The organism is Vibrio spartinae (assembly GCF_024347135.1).
GTDB classification, from domain to species: Bacteria; Pseudomonadota; Gammaproteobacteria; order Enterobacterales; family Vibrionaceae; genus Vibrio; species Vibrio spartinae.
The window spans coordinates 206068-220410 of sequence record NZ_AP024907.1 but is presented as its reverse complement, the minus strand read 5'-3'; the positions used below and the strand labels follow the sequence as shown (position 1 = coordinate 220410).

Sequence of the window (14343 nt, the reverse complement as noted above, 5' to 3'; positions counted from 1 at the left end):
AATTATCATGAAATATCAATGGTTTGAGCGTGGAGCTTTCGCAACAAAAAAAGCCAAAAAATATTTGAGCGACACATTTTCGCCACAAAATATCAAAAAAATCGCTGTCATCAGACATGCGGCTCTCGGTGATCAGGTGATCGCTCGTCCTTTTCTGCTCGAGGCGAGAAAGTTTTTTCCCAATGCACAAATCACGCTTGTTGCCGTATCAAACTATCAATATGGTATGCCGGACGATCTGGTTGATCGTGTTCATATCATGCCGGGTAAAGATAGAAAGCAAGCAACATCGGTGTCCGATAAAATCAAGAATATCAGGGCACTCGGAGAACAAGATATCATTTTTGACCTGGCCAGTACCAATCGCTCACACTGGATGATGGCGTTGGGTCAGGCCAAATTGAAAATCGGTTTTCCATACAAGAGCTATCTTCGCGGTGTGTTGTACAATGTTTGTGTACCGCGTTCAGATTTCCAACCGGAAGTCGAGTGTATGTTAGATATGTTAAAAATATTGGGTCATCATCCAAGTTACCCGCTCGATTTTAACTATCCGGATCATCGTGTCGAACAAGATAAGACCCATCCATTTATCTTATTCTTTAATGGCGCCTCTCAAACGTCAAAGATTCTGAGCCAGCAACAAATGAAAGAACTCATCGAGCTGTCTTTAGCCAATCATCCCGATATTAAGCATATTTTTCTCGAAGGTAAAAACCCGTTTGAGAAAGGAGATTTCCTTGAAGCTCTCAAACAATACCCAAATTTTGCGATTCAAGCTTGTCTCCCACTAGAACAACTCATTGAACTGACCGCGAAAGCCTCTCTCATGGTGAGTCCTGATACAGGGGTCAGAAACGTAGCGATTGCCACCCATACACCGACGGTTGGTATTTTCTACTCAACGGTTCCTTTTCGGTATACACCACTGTATGAGAAACATCATATCGTCATGAACGCTGATGGCAGCATACCGAGTCCACCAAAAATATATCAAGCAATCAAAAGTGAAGTCTCATCATGGTCGTAGAGATGGAAAACACATATTACAAAAAAATATTGAATAGTTGTCTATTCTTAGTCCCAGCATTGCTGCTATGTACTAAAAATTTCAGTATTGGTGCTATCTTAATTTTACTGTTAACTTCAGTATGGTATTTCATTAAAGAGAAGAAATACCATACTTTAGACAAGTTAGACTGGATGGTGATAACGATTCTCTCTGCTTACTTTATCGCCAATATTCCTATTTATCTATCGGATATGGAAACAACCAGATACTTTAAAGGTGCTTCTCGTTATTTACTCATCATCCCGATCTATTTTTTCATTCGTCATATCCTCAATGAGACATCAACACCAAGAAAATATCTCGATTGGGGAATTGTTTTTGGTTCAGTCGGCACAATTATTATTGCATTCTATCAGTTTTATATCAAGGGAATGCCCAGAGTAGATGGTTATTTATATAGTATTAACTTTGGCTATTTATCCTGCTCCCTTGCATTTTTAGCTTTCACATTAGCTTACAGTAGCCATATAAAAAAGATATTATGGCTATCTTCCTTAATTTGCGGCTTTGCAACGATCCTGACATTAACTCGGGGGGCAATTTTCGCAATACCTCTACTGGTTATTTTTAGTGTTTTATTTCAATCCCAGCAGAATAGACTGAAAAACACTCTAAGAATAGTGATCATCATGTCGGTATTTTTTATCTTTTTCTATTCCTATTCACCTAAATTTCAAGAAAGAATCAATTACACTGCCACTGAATTCCACGGAATTTTATCAGGCGATGTCGCTGACGCTGAATCTTCTGGGGGACGTATTCAACTATGGTATTCTGCAACGCAATCCTTTATGAAAAGTCCGCTAATCGGTCAAACATATTCTCAAAGAGAAGAAACCATTCGGCAATTATATCAAGAAGGAAAAGTGAGCAGTTGGCCAACAGGTGTTACAAGAGCTCATGCCCATAATCAATATTTTGAAATGTTAGCGAGCAACGGCATACTTGGTATTTTGGCGTTTATCGCACTGATTTTCGTGCCTCTATTTTTCTTTTTTAAACATCTAAAGCAATCCACACATGCATGCTGTGGGTTTATTTTTGTCTTAGGCTTTTCAATCTTTTGTTTAACCGAAGTACCTCTGGAACAAAACTTAATCAGTAGCTTCTACGGCTTCATGCTTGCTGTATTGATCAATTTCACCCGAAATGATCTTAATCATATCCAAAATAGTGAAACATAGTGGGATAAGATAATGAATTTAATCATCATCACCAATCGCTTAATTCGACTGATAGGAAATCTATTTAAGTTATTCTCTTATCTCTTTCATGCGGTTTTACCTAAAACTCGTTTTACCATACCAATCTACTCCAAGCATAAGTTGCCTTGGAAAAATACCAGTGCGATTCCAAGAGTCATCTGGCAAACCAATTATTCTAATCGCAGCACCTTGCCTGTTTATCTCAATTACTTATTTAATCGTCTAATGTCTCTGGATTATGATTATCGATATGTCAGTACAGAAGAACGAGAACAGTTCATGAGGGAGCAAGCCCCTGACCACGTGTATCAAGCTTATCAAAAACTGACTGATGGTGCGGCTCAAGCCGATTTATGGCGGATTACTGTTTTGTATCAGCAAGGGGGTATCTATATGGATATTGATGCAACTTTGGTATGGCCGCTCCGCAGAATCTTAAAAAATGAACAAGAAGCGCTATATATCAAGTTTAAAAAAGGGAATACGGATTATACAAATTTCTTTCTGGCAACAGTTCCCCATAACCCTCACTATCAAACGATTATGGATACCATTGTTAATAATATTGAGAACTACGACGTCGAAAAAGGCGTTTATGGGACAACAGGACCAGAAGCATTAAATCGTGTTCTACAGGGGAAAAGTGTTCATGCCCGAGGTCGAAACTATGTCTGTATTCAAGGAACATTCACCAATGAGCACTTCCAATATCTAGATAAACCCCGTGGTAAATGGACCCACCAGGATCCAAAAGACTTAATCAAAAAATAATATGAATGACTTTATCCGACTAATTTATACGCTGGTGCTAACCATGATTGCACCTTTTTATCTCTTGAAGCTATTCAAGAAAAAAGCAGGTAAACCTTGTGTCGGTTCTCGCTGGACTGAACACTTCGGTTTCACACCTGCTTTATCCACATCAGAAAATCAAGAAGTCATCTGGATTCACGCTGTATCTGTCGGCGAAACTCTCAGCGTAATCCCATTTATCAAACAACTACATCTCGATTTCCCTGAGAAAAAAATCATCATTACAACTACAACGCCGACGGGTGCAGAGCAAGCACAAAAAATCAGCGCTATTGCAGAGCATCGATATATGCCTCTTGACTTCCCTTTTGCGATTCGTGGTTTTCTTCAATCAATAAAACCAAGTCATTTAATTATGATGGAGACTGAACTCTGGCCTAACCTTCTGCATATCGCAAAAGAGTACGGTGTCAATGTATCTGTTATTAATGCGCGCCTATCTGAAAAATCATATCGCGGATACAATAGAATCAAACCATTAATCAACATGTGTCTCCCTAACATTGACCACCTTTACTGTCAGTATGATGAAGACAGAAATCGCTTTTTACGCTTGGGCGCTCAAGCATCACAACTGTTTGTCACCGGATCAATGAAATACGATATCCACATCGCAGAAACTATCGTGCATTCAGCCAAAGAGTTGCGCGATTCTTTAGGCAAAACAAGACCTGTCTGGATTGCTGCGAGTACGCATCATGGCGAAGACCAACTCATCCTCCAGAGCCATCAAACCATTCTGAAATATCATCCAGAGGCATTACTCATTTTGGTACCCAGACATCCGGAAAGGTTTAACACAGTCTATACGTTATGCACTGAATATGGATTGACCACGCAAAGACGAACGGCAAACTTCAACGCCGAGAAACCATTTCAAATCTATTTAGGCGATACAATGGGAGAAATGCTGACGCTCATTGGCGCATCAGATGTCTGCTTTATGGGTGGAAGCTTGTTTGGCGATGTCGGTGGTCACAATGTTTTGGAGCCGGCTGCGCTAGGAATACCAACACTCATCGGTCCCCACTACTATAATTTTCATGAGATTACCGTCACACTAAACAGTGCAGGTGCGCTTCAAGTACTTAATCATGCTCAAGACATCAGTCAGGCGGTTCTGAACTTATTTGACAATCATCAACAAAGATTACACATGTCACTGCAAGCGCAGGAGGTTATACAACAAAATACCGGTGCAATCTCTAAAACAATCAACCATATCTTTACTGAAGATGGATTGAGACTAAAACGTCACTCGCTTTATCGATAACTTCTTAAATATCGGATATTCCACAGCCATAGATAAGTCCCTCGATAGACTCGATTCAACTCCCTGAATATTTTATTTATTACATTAATTTTGGGTCGAGTGACAACATTCTGTACGTGGCTCTCCATATCCGACGGATTGAAGACAGCGTAAGGAACCACACCCATAGCCGGGACATTATGCCGATATGACTCACCAATAAAATTATCGACAGCACATAGCCATTCATCACTATGTTCAACAAACTGTTTCGCAGCTGATGGGGTAAGACTATAGCCTCTCGCTCCCCCTTGATTATCATTCCACATCACCACCTGAAAACCATCGTGAGTACTTTCAATCATTGTCCCCTGGACGTGACTATCTTGTGACTCTATACGCAAATAATCATATTTTTTATGTAACGAAGGAAGACGCTCAATCACTTGGTTAAAAAATTGAGTTGGTAAAAAGTCATCTTCAAAGATGGCAATGGGCTCATCTAGTGCAATACATTTTTGCCATAATAAAAAATGGCTGGCATAAACACCTTTTTCTCCCGGTGTTAGCACTCTGCCCCGGTAGCGGATTCGATAGGCATCATTGGGCTTAGATGCTAACGCTGGTGGTAACCCCTCCCCCCCGTCAACGGCATCAAAAAACTCAAAATCAACATTCAGTTGCGATAAACATTGCTCAGCTCTTACCCGTCGTTCCTGTGCTCTTGCCAAATTAATTACATAAATTTTCATGACTCTGTCATCTGCTGTAAGTAACCACTCATCAACGCTTGCCATGAATGCTCACTGAAAAAAATGTTGTGCTTGAGCTGCTCTTTCTTAAAAGAGCGCGAAAGTCGTTGTATATTGTCAGATTGCCAACCCTGACCGACACAAATAACACACTTATCAAAGTCAATAATCCAAACTCGTTCCCGATCATCGATCAAAATATTGTGAATATTTAAATCGGTATGATTGACTTGAGCATAGTGCATTTTACGAATCTCTCGCCCGATTTTTACATACATTCCATCATGTAATGCATTTTCTTGAAGAAGCGTCACCAAATCACGAGCATTGGGAATCTTTTCCGTGATTAAATCGGCTTGATAGCATACATGCTTTTTCACCGCTCTGGCCGCAATAGGACGCGGTACATTCACGCCTGCATTTCTCAGATGGTTTAACATCTGAAATTCTTGGTAACTTCTGGTTTTATCCCATTGATAAAAAAGGTAATGATCACGAACGAGCCGGCCAAACAACCCGCCCCGTCGATAATGCCGTAATGCCCCTTGAATGTTATCGAGTTGGATAAACCATGTCGTCCCTCTGCCAAAGGCCTGGCCGACAATCTTATCCTGCTGCTGCCAGAAACCAGCATCAAAACATTGCTCCGGAGACACTGATAACAATGCCTCGTCATACCACACCCGTAGCTTATCTTTTTCAAACGTTTTCACGGCCTATCCAATGATTAAAACTTCACTCAATCGGCATTTTACATTTTCTTCCCATCTCTGCATAATTCCGAACAACTCTCATTGCTTTATAGTGTTCATTATGGCGTTATTTGATTCCGCCCCTCGATCGATATGTATCCTGCGTCTGTCTGCCATTGGTGATGTGTGCAATGCCGTTGCAGCGGTTCAAGCCATTCAACACCAGTGGCCTGAAACCAAAATCACTTGGATTACCGGTCGATTAGAAGCTCAATTACTGGCTGGTCTCGACAATATCAACCTCATTGTGTTTGATAAAAAGCAAGGCTGGCAAGCCTACCGACAGCTCTGGGCAGCCCTGAAAGGGGAACGATTTGATGCGCTCCTTCATATGCAGTATGCATTTAGAGCCAGTGTGGCAACGCTGGGAATCAAAGCAACCTATAAGCTAGGCTTCGATGCTACACGCAGTCAAGACTGCCAAACTTGGTTTACCAATCAGCACGTCCCTTCCCCGGACAAACCCCATGTACTGGATGGCCTGCTTGCTTTTGCGCAATATATTGGTATTCGGGATATCACACCAAAGTGGACACTCACTTACAGCCACCATGACCAGCAATGGGCAACGCAACAACTCAGTCAAGACAAACGGAATCTGGTGATCGTTCCCGGAGCCAGTAAGGCCTACAAAAACTGGACAGCCGCCGGCTACGCTGAAGTCATGCGATATATCCATGAGCATGAGCATGAGCATGAGCAGGGCTGGCATATCATCCTTGCCGGTTCCCCCGCGCAAGTTGAGCTTGATTTAGCTAACCAGATACTTGGTCTGGTCGATTTTCCGGTGACCAATCTAGTCGGTCACAGCACCTTGAAACAGATGCTGGCTTTGTTAGATCACAGCGATCTGGTGATTGCACCGGACACCGGCCCTACTCATATGGCCAATGCCATGGGGACGCCGGTTATCGGCTTGTATGCCCACCATAACCCACAACGAACCGGGCCTTATTGTTATCAGAATTATGTGGTGTCTGCCTATGAAGAAGCGATTCAAGCGGAAACCGGTAAAACCATCGCTGCGTTAAACTGGCGTGCCCGTGTCAAAGATAAATCAGCCATGTGTCGGATTCAGGCAACGCAAGTCATTCAAATGTTTGAGAAGGCGGTGAAAGATTTTCACCTGTGAGTAAAATCTCGCCCGAATCGACGGACAAACCACTTAAAGACAAATATCAGTATCCTGCTATCATCGGACAACAACCGACTCGAACAATAACATCATCTCAACGGAGACATATCATCGTGACACAACCAACCTTAGCCGTGGCCCTTATTGTGAAAAATGAAGCCAAGCATCTGGAAGCCTGTCTAAAAACGGTTCAGGACTGGGTCGATGAGATTGTCATTCTCGATTCAGGGAGTACCGATGAAACCGCACAGGTTGCCCGGCAGTTTACCGATAAATTCTTTTCGAATACCGACTGGCCGGGATTCGGGCCTCAGCGTCGTCTCGCACAATCGTATGTCGAATCAGATTATGTCTTATGGTTAGATGCCGATGAACGAATCACACCAGAACTTCGCCGCAGCATTCAAGACGCGGTGAAAACAAATCAACCCAATACCATCTATCAAATATCGCGGTTAAGTTGGGTGTTTGGTCGGTTCATCCGTCACTGTGGTTGGTATCCGGATAAAGTCTTGCGTCTCTATCCAACCCGGCTGACCCAGTACAACGATGCATTGGTGCATGAAAAAGTCGAAGTGACATCATCCATGCATGTCAAAACCCTTTCCGGTGACGCAATTCACTACACTTACGACGATATGCATCACTATCTGGTCAAATCAGCCGGATATGCGAAAGCGTGGGCAGAACAGCGCCAACAACGCGGTAAAAAAAGCAGTCTCAGCCAAGGTCTCATGCATGCACTCGGATGTTTTGTAAAAATGTATGTGATCAAAGCCGGTTTTTTAGATGGAAAGCAGGGATTGCTTCTGTCCCTACTTTCGGCACATTCTACATTTGTGAAATACGCTGATCTGTGGATAAGGACAAATACGGCGCCCCCCAAGCATTGATATCACTCAAAAGCGACTCAATTTGAATTTGGCTCATATCTTCCTGTTGCGATTGACCACCGCTCATCGGCGGGGCAACGGATAAATGACGCCCTTGTGAATTCAACGGATACCAACGTAATGGTGTTGCCGAACGCTTGGCAGGAAAGAAACCAATCGTCGCAACATCAATCGCAGCAGCGATGTGCAAAGGCCCCGTAGATCCTGCAATAAAAAGGCTCGCGCAAGCAATTGATCTGGCGAAATCGACCAACCCATCATTCTTATGATAGACAACGGCTTTTTCACCTTGATGATTAATCAATAATTGGAGTTGATAGGCTTTCTCTTCCTCTCCCGGCCCTGCAGTCAACACCACCTCAAAATCACCGTTCATCCCATCGATCAACTGACTATACTGCCGGAGAGACAGGTTATTGGCTGAGCCGCCACTTCCCGCATGAACAAACAGCCATGGTTTGGCAGAACAAATTCCCAGCTGTGCAGCAAGTTTGTCTTTTTGTTTGGCAAGCTCTGATGGCGTAAAAGTCAGATAAGGTGGCTGCGGCTCAACCACAGATATCTGATGATCCTGTAAAAAAGCGCGAATCAAATCCAGATTATATTCAAATTCAGGTTTCGCGGACTGAGAACGTTTCTGCTTTACCCGGTGGTTGTAAAACACCTGTGCCAATTTCGTCGCCGGGGCCATTCGGTATGGAATCTTCGCCTTCCAGACCAACAACGCATTGTACGTTGTCGAAAATAAGTTAATCGACGCATCAAAGTGACGCTGGCGGATTTCTTCAATCAGCGCTTGTTGAGATGATGCGGCCCCCTTTTTAGTCGGGTCTTCAAGTACAGCATCAATCCACGGGCATAATTCGGCAAGCGCGATGGTATAACGAGGCACCAACGCAGTAATGTGACAATCGGGAATCGATGCTTTGAGCATTGCAAAACTCGGCCATGCCAGCATAAAATCGCCGATTTTATCATTACGAATGACAAGTATTTTTTTCATTTCAAACTCTTATTCCGTCACATCGCATCGATCAGACGGACATCAATAGGTTATTTTGAGCCTTTTTGTTACTATAGCGTGAGTGTCAGATACTCTGACAAACGTTGCATTTTGAGCCGCCTTCGGTATATACCTAAGGCATGCTGTTTAACTGTTGAGATAACGGACTGTGAGCAAAAAAAAATTATCGCGCGTCATCTATCCGGGAACATTCGATCCACTCACTAACGGACACCTTGATATTGTCAACCGCGCTGCAGATATGTTTGACGAAGTCATTATTGCTGTTGCCGCCAGCCCCAGTAAAAATACCATGTTTACACTGGCGGAAAGAGTCTTTTTTGCCGAACAAGCAACCCAACACCTGGCGAATGTCAGTGTACAGGGATTTTCCGGGTTGTTGGTCGATTTTGCCAAACAAGTCAACGCAAACGTCTTAATCCGCGGTCTGCGGACAACCATGGATTTTGAGTATGAATTCGGCTTGACCAACATGTATCGCAGACTGATGCCAGAGCTTGAAAGTGTTTTTCTCACCCCGGCAGATGAATTCGCGTTTATCTCTTCAACGATTGTCCGGGAAGTTGCCATCCACGGGGGAGAGGTCGACACGTTTGTGCCATCAGTCGTTGCTGAATCACTGCGTAAAAAACGTAATATCTGACGGCAGATCCCTATTTTTGACAGAGAGGACAATAAAAGGTATTCCGTTGTCCGATCTTCTGTGCCACGATCGCTTGACCACATTCGGGACACGGCTCCCCTTCTTTCCCGTAAACACGGAGTTCCTGAGCAAAGTAACCGGGTTTCCCATCCGTTTGCGCAAAGTCTTTCAAGGTCGTGCCACCTTGTTGAATCGAATGGGCCAGGACAGCTTTAATCTCTGTCACCAGCGTTTCCCATTCATGCATCGTCAGTGAACCGGCCTCACGGGTTGGTCGAACCCCAGTGGTAAACAAAGACTCATTGGCATAAATATTCCCGACACCAACCACCACTTTATTGTCCATAATAAACTGTTTGACTGTTACTCGTCTTCCTTTCGCTCTCGCGGCCATATACTCAGCAGTCAGTTCATCAGAAAGCGGCTCCGGGCCAAGATTATCGAACACCGAATGAGTCATGCCCTTCTCTGCCCATAACCACGCACCAAAGCGTCTCGGATCGTTATAGCGCAGCACTTTCCCGTTCATCATAAACAGATCGACATGGTCGTGTTTGCCGGGCGGAAGCGAAACGTCCAACACTCGCAAAGAGCCTGACATTCCCAAATGGATAATCGCAGTTCCGACATCGGTTTCCAACAAGAGGTATTTGGCTCTGCGATGAACCCGCCGAATCACTTGCCCCGTAATCTGCTGCAATTCAAAGGGAATTTCCCAGCGGAGTTTCGGTGTTCGCACACTCACAGATTTCACTTGCTCGCCCACCAAAAAAGGACTAATCCCCAGTCGGCTTACCTCAACTTCCGGTAACTCCGGCATTTCAATTCTCCTGCTGCACTGATGATTCGGTGATAATCGATGGAAACAGATAATGGTCTTCCACGCTGATAGCAATCCAGTGTTCTTGCCAGTTTTTCAATAACCAAAACTGCGGGAAACGATAATAGGTAATCCGCTGCGGCTCTTCTTGTTCTTCATACCAGACTTCAACCGTTCCGGGATCATTCAGCTTATCGGACAATGAGTGGTAAGTCTTATCATCAACCGGCGTACCAACCAGATTCCGCCACCGTTGTACCAGTTCCAGCGCTGAAATATTAAATGGCACCGTAGATGTCCAGTCGCCATTCGGATCACGCACCAGCGACCAAGGCTGAGTGTGTATCGAAGTTATCGTCAATTGGGGATTGAGAAGCGATGGATTGCTCTGCACTTCGTGGGGTAAAAGATAATCTTTAATCATGGATGGTAGATTCAAAATGACGATAAATAAAATCACCGCCAGAATCAGATAATTATTCCAACGCCGTTTTCGATCCTTCATCAGGTCACTCTCAACAGATATTGTCGCTTATCGATATATCCGTCCATCCTATGATCTTTCGCAGAAAAAAGGTAGATAGGAGGTAATAAAAAACCCAGCCGAAGCTGGGTTTTATAACACTTACAAAAAGCAGTTCAATTACTTGATTTTAGCTTCTTTGTAAACAACGTGCTGGCGAACCACTGGATCAAACTTTTTGATCTCAAATTTACCTGGCATGTTGCGCTTGTTCTTGTCAGTAGTGTAAAAATGACCAGTACCAGCAGATGATACCAGACGAATTTTTTCACGAATGCCTTTAGCCATTGCTCAATTCCTCTTAAACGTTTTCGCCGCGGGTACGAATATCAGCAAGAACAGCATCAATGCCTTTCTTGTCAATGATACGCATACCTTTCGCAGTCAGGCGCAGTTTAACAAAACGTTTTTCGCTCTCTACCCAGAAACGATGAGTTTGTAGGTTCGGCAGAAAACGACGCTTAGTAGCATTACGTGCGTGCGAACGGTTGTTCCCCGCTACAGGACGCTTACCAGTTACTTGGCATACTCGGGACATGAATGTCTTCTCCAAATCGTTTCAGCTCGATATCAACCTTGGTGGCCGAACCTCTCTCCATGTTGAAGGGTGAGGTTTAAAACCATTATGGAAAATCCATACAAGGCTATCAAAGGTCGCGCATTATACTAACTTGATGTGCATTGCTCAAGACCCGAACAGATCCTTTTTTGCAGATCATGGGATCTTTTTCATCGCCGAGCTGATAATAGGTTGAAAATTTAGTGGCCGAATGATAACAGAATCTCCTGTTCTCACAACTAAAAACTTGCGCGAAAACCATCAAATCAACCGAAAGCGGCAACTTCCTCGCAAAATCACCATAAACCGTTCACCATCTGCCGAAACCAAGCCTCAATCAATACTAAATCCAGCCTCGCTCAGCAAAAGACACAATCTCGCCATCACCGATGACAAAATGATCCAATACGCGGATATCCACCAGCGCCAAAGCATCGATAATCCGTCGCGTAATATGTCGATCAGCTTGGCTGGGTTCCGCAACGCCAGACGGATGATTATGTGCCACAATCACTGATGCAGCATGATACTGCAGTGCTCGCGTCACGATCTCTCGCGGATAGACACTCGCAGCATTGATGGTTCCTTCAAACATAATTTCACCGCAAATAACCCGATTCTGGTTATCCAGAAACAGTACATAGAATGCTTCACGGCGCCGGTCCCGAAGTATTCCCGATAAGTAATGACGGGTATATTGCGGACTCGTCAGCGCATCCCCTCTTTGGATCGTTTCCGAAAAATAACGCTGGGCCATTTCTAACACTGCCTGAATTTGCACAAACTTCGCTTCTCCCAAACCTTTATGTCGGCAAAATACACTCTTCTGGGCTGAAAATAATTCACGGAGTGAACCAAATTCCTGTAAAAGGAAATCAGCTAATTCGAGGACATTCATCCCGACAACACCGGTTCGTAAGAAAATAGCCAATAGCTCAGCATCAGACAGGGCATGTGGGCCACGGGACAGTAGCTTTTCCCGTGGCATTGACTCTTTAGGAAGGAATTTTAGGCTCATTGTATGGCTCCTCTCGGTTTGCCATACAAATACTGAAGATAAAGCCGAATTCAACTTTGCTGATAAGAAATCCGAGAGATATCAACATCAGTTGCAATTGTGATGTCGGTTAAATCTTAAAGTGCCCGACCAAATCTCCCATTTTCTTGCCAGATAGCGCCAGACGGCTACTGATTGATTCCGACTGTTGCAGATTATCGCTCAACTCATTCACAATCTGCTGAATCGCGACTAGATTCTGGTTGATATCTTCAGAAACCACACTTTGCTGCTCTGCGGCCGATGCGGTCTGAATCCCCATATCCTGAATGGTTCGAATCGCTTGAGAAATACCGGACAAACTTTCTCTGATACGAACCGATTCTTGTTCAGTTTTTTCGCCCCGCTCACGGCTTGTTTGCATACGACTGACCGCTTTAGTCACGCCTTGATTCAACGAACTCAGCATATTACCGATCTCTTGCGTACTATTCTGAGTCCGACTCGCAAGCGAGCGAACTTCATCGGCAACCACAGCAAATCCTCGTCCTTGTTCCCCGGCTCGTGCCGCTTCTATTGCAGCATTTAATGCCAGTAAATTAGTCTGTTCAGCAATTTCCCCGATCACATCCAGAACCTGTGTGATGTCTCCGGCTTGTTGGCTCAATTCCGAGATAGCATCAGAAGTCAGATTCACCTCTTTCACCAAACTGCTAATGCCCTCAATCGCGAAATTCACCTCATCCTGTGCTTCATGAATCTGCTGATTCGCTGACTCTATCGCCTGGGCGGTTGAATTGGTGTTCAGTGCAACTTCGCGAGCTGTGGCACTCATTTCTGTGACCGCAGTAACGACTTTATCGGTTTCCTGACAGTGACTATTCATCTTCTGATTTGAATGAGACGTCTGCTGATCCAGATCATTCACAGCCGAGACCACATCACGCTCTGTGCGGCTGATATCTGAAATCAGCGGGTGTAATTTATCCATGAAGGCGTTAAATGCTTCGGCCACCATACCGACTTCATCATGGCTTTCTACATGCAAACGAGTAGTCAAATCACCGCCGCCTGCTGCCACATCCTGCAACGATTTCAGAATATGATGCAGTGGCTCGACGCCTTTAGCGACTAACCAGCTCACAATAATAATTGTTAATATCAGGCCAGCCACCGATAATCCAATCGCAGACCACATCTGCTGATGTAACAGTTTTTCCCGATTATTTTGAAACGCCGCCACTTGACGATCAATATCATCAATGTAAACCCCGGTGCCTAACACCCAATCCCATTTCGGCAGATATTCGGCATAACCTAACTTCGGTGCTTGCGCATCTAGGGAGGGCTTATGCCATGAAAAATAGAGGAACCCATCCCCCGATTTCGCGGCTTTAATTAAACCGGCAATCACGGGAACACCATTACTATCTTTCATGTTGTAAAGGTTCTTTCCTTCCAGTTGTGGCTTAATCGCATGAAGTGTATTGACGCCTTGGGAGTTATAAGCAAAGAAATAACCATCATCATCAAAACGCATCGACTTTAATATTTCTTTTGCCCGAGCCTTATTTTCACCATGTTGGTCACTCTCATAGAGAGACTTGATAGCCGTTGTGCCCATCATGATGTAAGCCTTCAGCTTATTTTTATGGCCAGTTACCAATTCTTGTCGATATTGTGCCAGCTCCTGCTTCAGTGAAGCCATCCCACTCCAGTAATACACCATTGTAATCATCGCTGTAATAACTATCAGAGGAATGACAGTAACTAAGAGGAGCTTGGTCCGGCTCCGAAGAGAACTAAACATAAGATTCCTTATCTACTTATATCGATTGACGATTTATCAATACCTTTCTTATTGCACATATCGGCATGAATATCTGTGATTCATACTCAAGTA

16 protein-coding genes are annotated in these 14343 nt (G+C 44.0%); 7 read left to right on the top strand and 9 right to left on the bottom strand.

The features are described 5' to 3' along the window. The first annotated feature begins 7 nt into the window (after nt 1–7). Genes OCU60_RS00945 through waaA form a run of 4 tightly spaced genes read left to right on the top strand, consistent with a single transcriptional unit; the run spans nt 8 to nt 4363 of the window. Nucleotides 8–1030: a glycosyltransferase family 9 protein gene (locus OCU60_RS00945; protein ID WP_074372292.1), complete on the top strand. Its 1023-nt coding sequence runs from the start codon at nt 8–10 to the stop codon at nt 1028–1030. A gap of 2 nt (nt 1031–1032) precedes the next feature. Beyond that, on the top strand, nt 1033–2256 hold the full coding sequence (locus OCU60_RS00940) for an O-antigen ligase family protein (RefSeq protein ID WP_074372372.1): 1224 nt from the start codon (nt 1033–1035) through the stop codon (nt 2254–2256). A 12-nt stretch (nt 2257–2268) separates the two neighbouring features. Further along, entirely contained in the window at nt 2269–3048 is a 780-nt protein-coding gene (locus OCU60_RS00935; protein WP_074372293.1) for a glycosyltransferase family 32 protein, read from the top strand. A gap of 1 nt (nt 3049) precedes the next feature. Further along, the gene (waaA, locus tag OCU60_RS00930) at nt 3050–4363 is read left to right on the top strand and encodes a lipid IV(A) 3-deoxy-D-manno-octulosonic acid transferase (RefSeq protein WP_074372294.1); all 1314 of its coding nucleotides are present in this window, start codon (nt 3050–3052) and stop codon (nt 4361–4363) included. On the opposite strand, the gene OCU60_RS00925 is transcribed toward waaA, so the two are convergent. Together OCU60_RS00925 and OCU60_RS00920 are read right to left on the bottom strand one after the other, a co-directional pair. Further along, nucleotides 4354–5094 (bottom strand): glycosyltransferase family 25 protein, encoded by a 741-nt coding sequence (locus tag OCU60_RS00925; RefSeq protein ID WP_074372295.1) that lies wholly within the window; start codon nt 5092–5094, stop codon nt 4354–4356. The two genes, waaA and OCU60_RS00925, sit on opposite strands and share 10 nt — an antisense overlap. Further along, nucleotides 5091–5807: a 3-deoxy-D-manno-octulosonic acid kinase gene (locus OCU60_RS00920; protein WP_074372296.1), complete on the bottom strand. Its 717-nt coding sequence runs from the start codon at nt 5805–5807 to the stop codon at nt 5091–5093. The genes OCU60_RS00925 and OCU60_RS00920 overlap by 4 nt, the downstream gene beginning before the upstream one ends. 100 nt (nt 5808–5907) lie before the next feature. Here OCU60_RS00920 and OCU60_RS00915 point away from each other — a divergent pair, with 100 nt between their 5' ends. Together OCU60_RS00915 and OCU60_RS00910 are read left to right on the top strand one after the other, a co-directional pair. After that, a complete protein-coding gene (locus OCU60_RS00915; RefSeq protein ID WP_074372297.1) occupies nt 5908–6978 on the top strand; it encodes a glycosyltransferase family 9 protein in 1071 nt (356 codons plus the stop codon). 116 nt (nt 6979–7094) lie between these two features. Further along, nucleotides 7095–7874 carry a glycosyltransferase family 2 protein gene (locus tag OCU60_RS00910; RefSeq protein ID WP_074372373.1) on the top strand — a complete coding sequence of 260 codons (780 nt, stop codon included), beginning with the start codon at nt 7095–7097 and terminating at the stop codon, nt 7872–7874. On the opposite strand, the gene OCU60_RS00905 is transcribed toward OCU60_RS00910, so the two are convergent. After that, nucleotides 7813–8877: a glycosyltransferase family 9 protein gene (locus OCU60_RS00905; RefSeq protein WP_074372298.1), complete on the bottom strand. Its 1065-nt coding sequence runs from the start codon at nt 8875–8877 to the stop codon at nt 7813–7815. The genes OCU60_RS00910 and OCU60_RS00905 overlap by 62 nt on opposite strands. A 169-nt stretch (nt 8878–9046) precedes the next feature. On the opposite strand from OCU60_RS00905, the gene coaD reads away from it, so the two are divergent. Further along, nucleotides 9047–9541 (top strand): pantetheine-phosphate adenylyltransferase, encoded by a 495-nt coding sequence (gene coaD / locus OCU60_RS00900; RefSeq protein ID WP_074372299.1) that lies wholly within the window; start codon nt 9047–9049, stop codon nt 9539–9541. A gap of 10 nt (nt 9542–9551) precedes the next feature. Here the strand turns inward: coaD and mutM are convergent, their stop codons facing one another. The 6 genes from mutM to OCU60_RS00870 all read right to left on the bottom strand — a co-directional run bounded on the left by mutM (nt 9552) and on the right by OCU60_RS00870 (nt 14250). Continuing rightward, on the bottom strand, nt 9552–10361 hold the full coding sequence (mutM, locus tag OCU60_RS00895) for a bifunctional DNA-formamidopyrimidine glycosylase/DNA-(apurinic or apyrimidinic site) lyase (protein WP_074372300.1): 810 nt from the start codon (nt 10359–10361) through the stop codon (nt 9552–9554). 1 nt (nt 10362) lies between these two features. Then, nucleotides 10363–10866, bottom strand: coding sequence for a hypothetical protein (locus OCU60_RS00890; RefSeq protein ID WP_074372301.1), 504 nt, complete (start codon nt 10864–10866; stop codon nt 10363–10365). Between the two features lie 138 nt (nt 10867–11004). Next, nucleotides 11005–11172, bottom strand: coding sequence for a 50S ribosomal protein L33 (rpmG, locus tag OCU60_RS00885; protein WP_004728408.1), 168 nt, complete (start codon nt 11170–11172; stop codon nt 11005–11007). Between the two features lie 13 nt (nt 11173–11185). Continuing rightward, a complete protein-coding gene (rpmB, locus tag OCU60_RS00880) occupies nt 11186–11422 on the bottom strand; it encodes a 50S ribosomal protein L28 (RefSeq protein ID WP_074372302.1) in 237 nt (78 codons plus the stop codon). Nucleotides 11423–11786: 364 nt separating this feature from the next. Then, nucleotides 11787–12461: a RadC family protein gene (gene radC, locus OCU60_RS00875; protein ID WP_074372303.1), complete on the bottom strand. Its 675-nt coding sequence runs from the start codon at nt 12459–12461 to the stop codon at nt 11787–11789. A 109-nt stretch (nt 12462–12570) separates the two neighbouring features. Next, nucleotides 12571–14250 carry a methyl-accepting chemotaxis protein gene (locus OCU60_RS00870; RefSeq protein WP_074372304.1) on the bottom strand — a complete coding sequence of 560 codons (1680 nt, stop codon included), beginning with the start codon at nt 14248–14250 and terminating at the stop codon, nt 12571–12573. Nucleotides 14251–14343 lie beyond the last annotated feature (93 nt).

Coding starts and splice junctions, on each gene's coding strand:
- OCU60_RS00945 (WP_074372292.1), top strand. CDS start 8: ATGAAATATCAATGGTTTGAGCGTGGAGCTTTCGCAACAAAAAAAGCC.
- OCU60_RS00940 (WP_074372372.1), top strand. CDS start 1,033: ATGGAAAACACATATTACAAAAAAATATTGAATAGTTGTCTATTCTTA.
- OCU60_RS00935 (WP_074372293.1), top strand. CDS start 2,269: ATGAATTTAATCATCATCACCAATCGCTTAATTCGACTGATAGGAAAT.
- waaA (WP_074372294.1), top strand. CDS start 3,050: ATGAATGACTTTATCCGACTAATTTATACGCTGGTGCTAACCATGATT.
- OCU60_RS00925 (WP_074372295.1), bottom strand. CDS start 5,094: ATGAAAATTTATGTAATTAATTTGGCAAGAGCACAGGAACGACGGGTA.
- OCU60_RS00915 (WP_074372297.1), top strand. CDS start 5,908: ATGGCGTTATTTGATTCCGCCCCTCGATCGATATGTATCCTGCGTCTG.
- OCU60_RS00905 (WP_074372298.1), bottom strand. CDS start 8,877: ATGAAAAAAATACTTGTCATTCGTAATGATAAAATCGGCGATTTTATG.
- mutM (WP_074372300.1), bottom strand. CDS start 10,361: ATGCCGGAGTTACCGGAAGTTGAGGTAAGCCGACTGGGGATTAGTCCT.
- OCU60_RS00890 (WP_074372301.1), bottom strand. CDS start 10,866: ATGAAGGATCGAAAACGGCGTTGGAATAATTATCTGATTCTGGCGGTG.
- rpmG (WP_004728408.1), bottom strand. CDS start 11,172: ATGGCTAAAGGCATTCGTGAAAAAATTCGTCTGGTATCATCTGCTGGT.
- rpmB (WP_074372302.1), bottom strand. CDS start 11,422: ATGTCCCGAGTATGCCAAGTAACTGGTAAGCGTCCTGTAGCGGGGAAC.
- radC (WP_074372303.1), bottom strand. CDS start 12,461: ATGAGCCTAAAATTCCTTCCTAAAGAGTCAATGCCACGGGAAAAGCTA.
- OCU60_RS00870 (WP_074372304.1), bottom strand. CDS start 14,250: ATGTTTAGTTCTCTTCGGAGCCGGACCAAGCTCCTCTTAGTTACTGTC.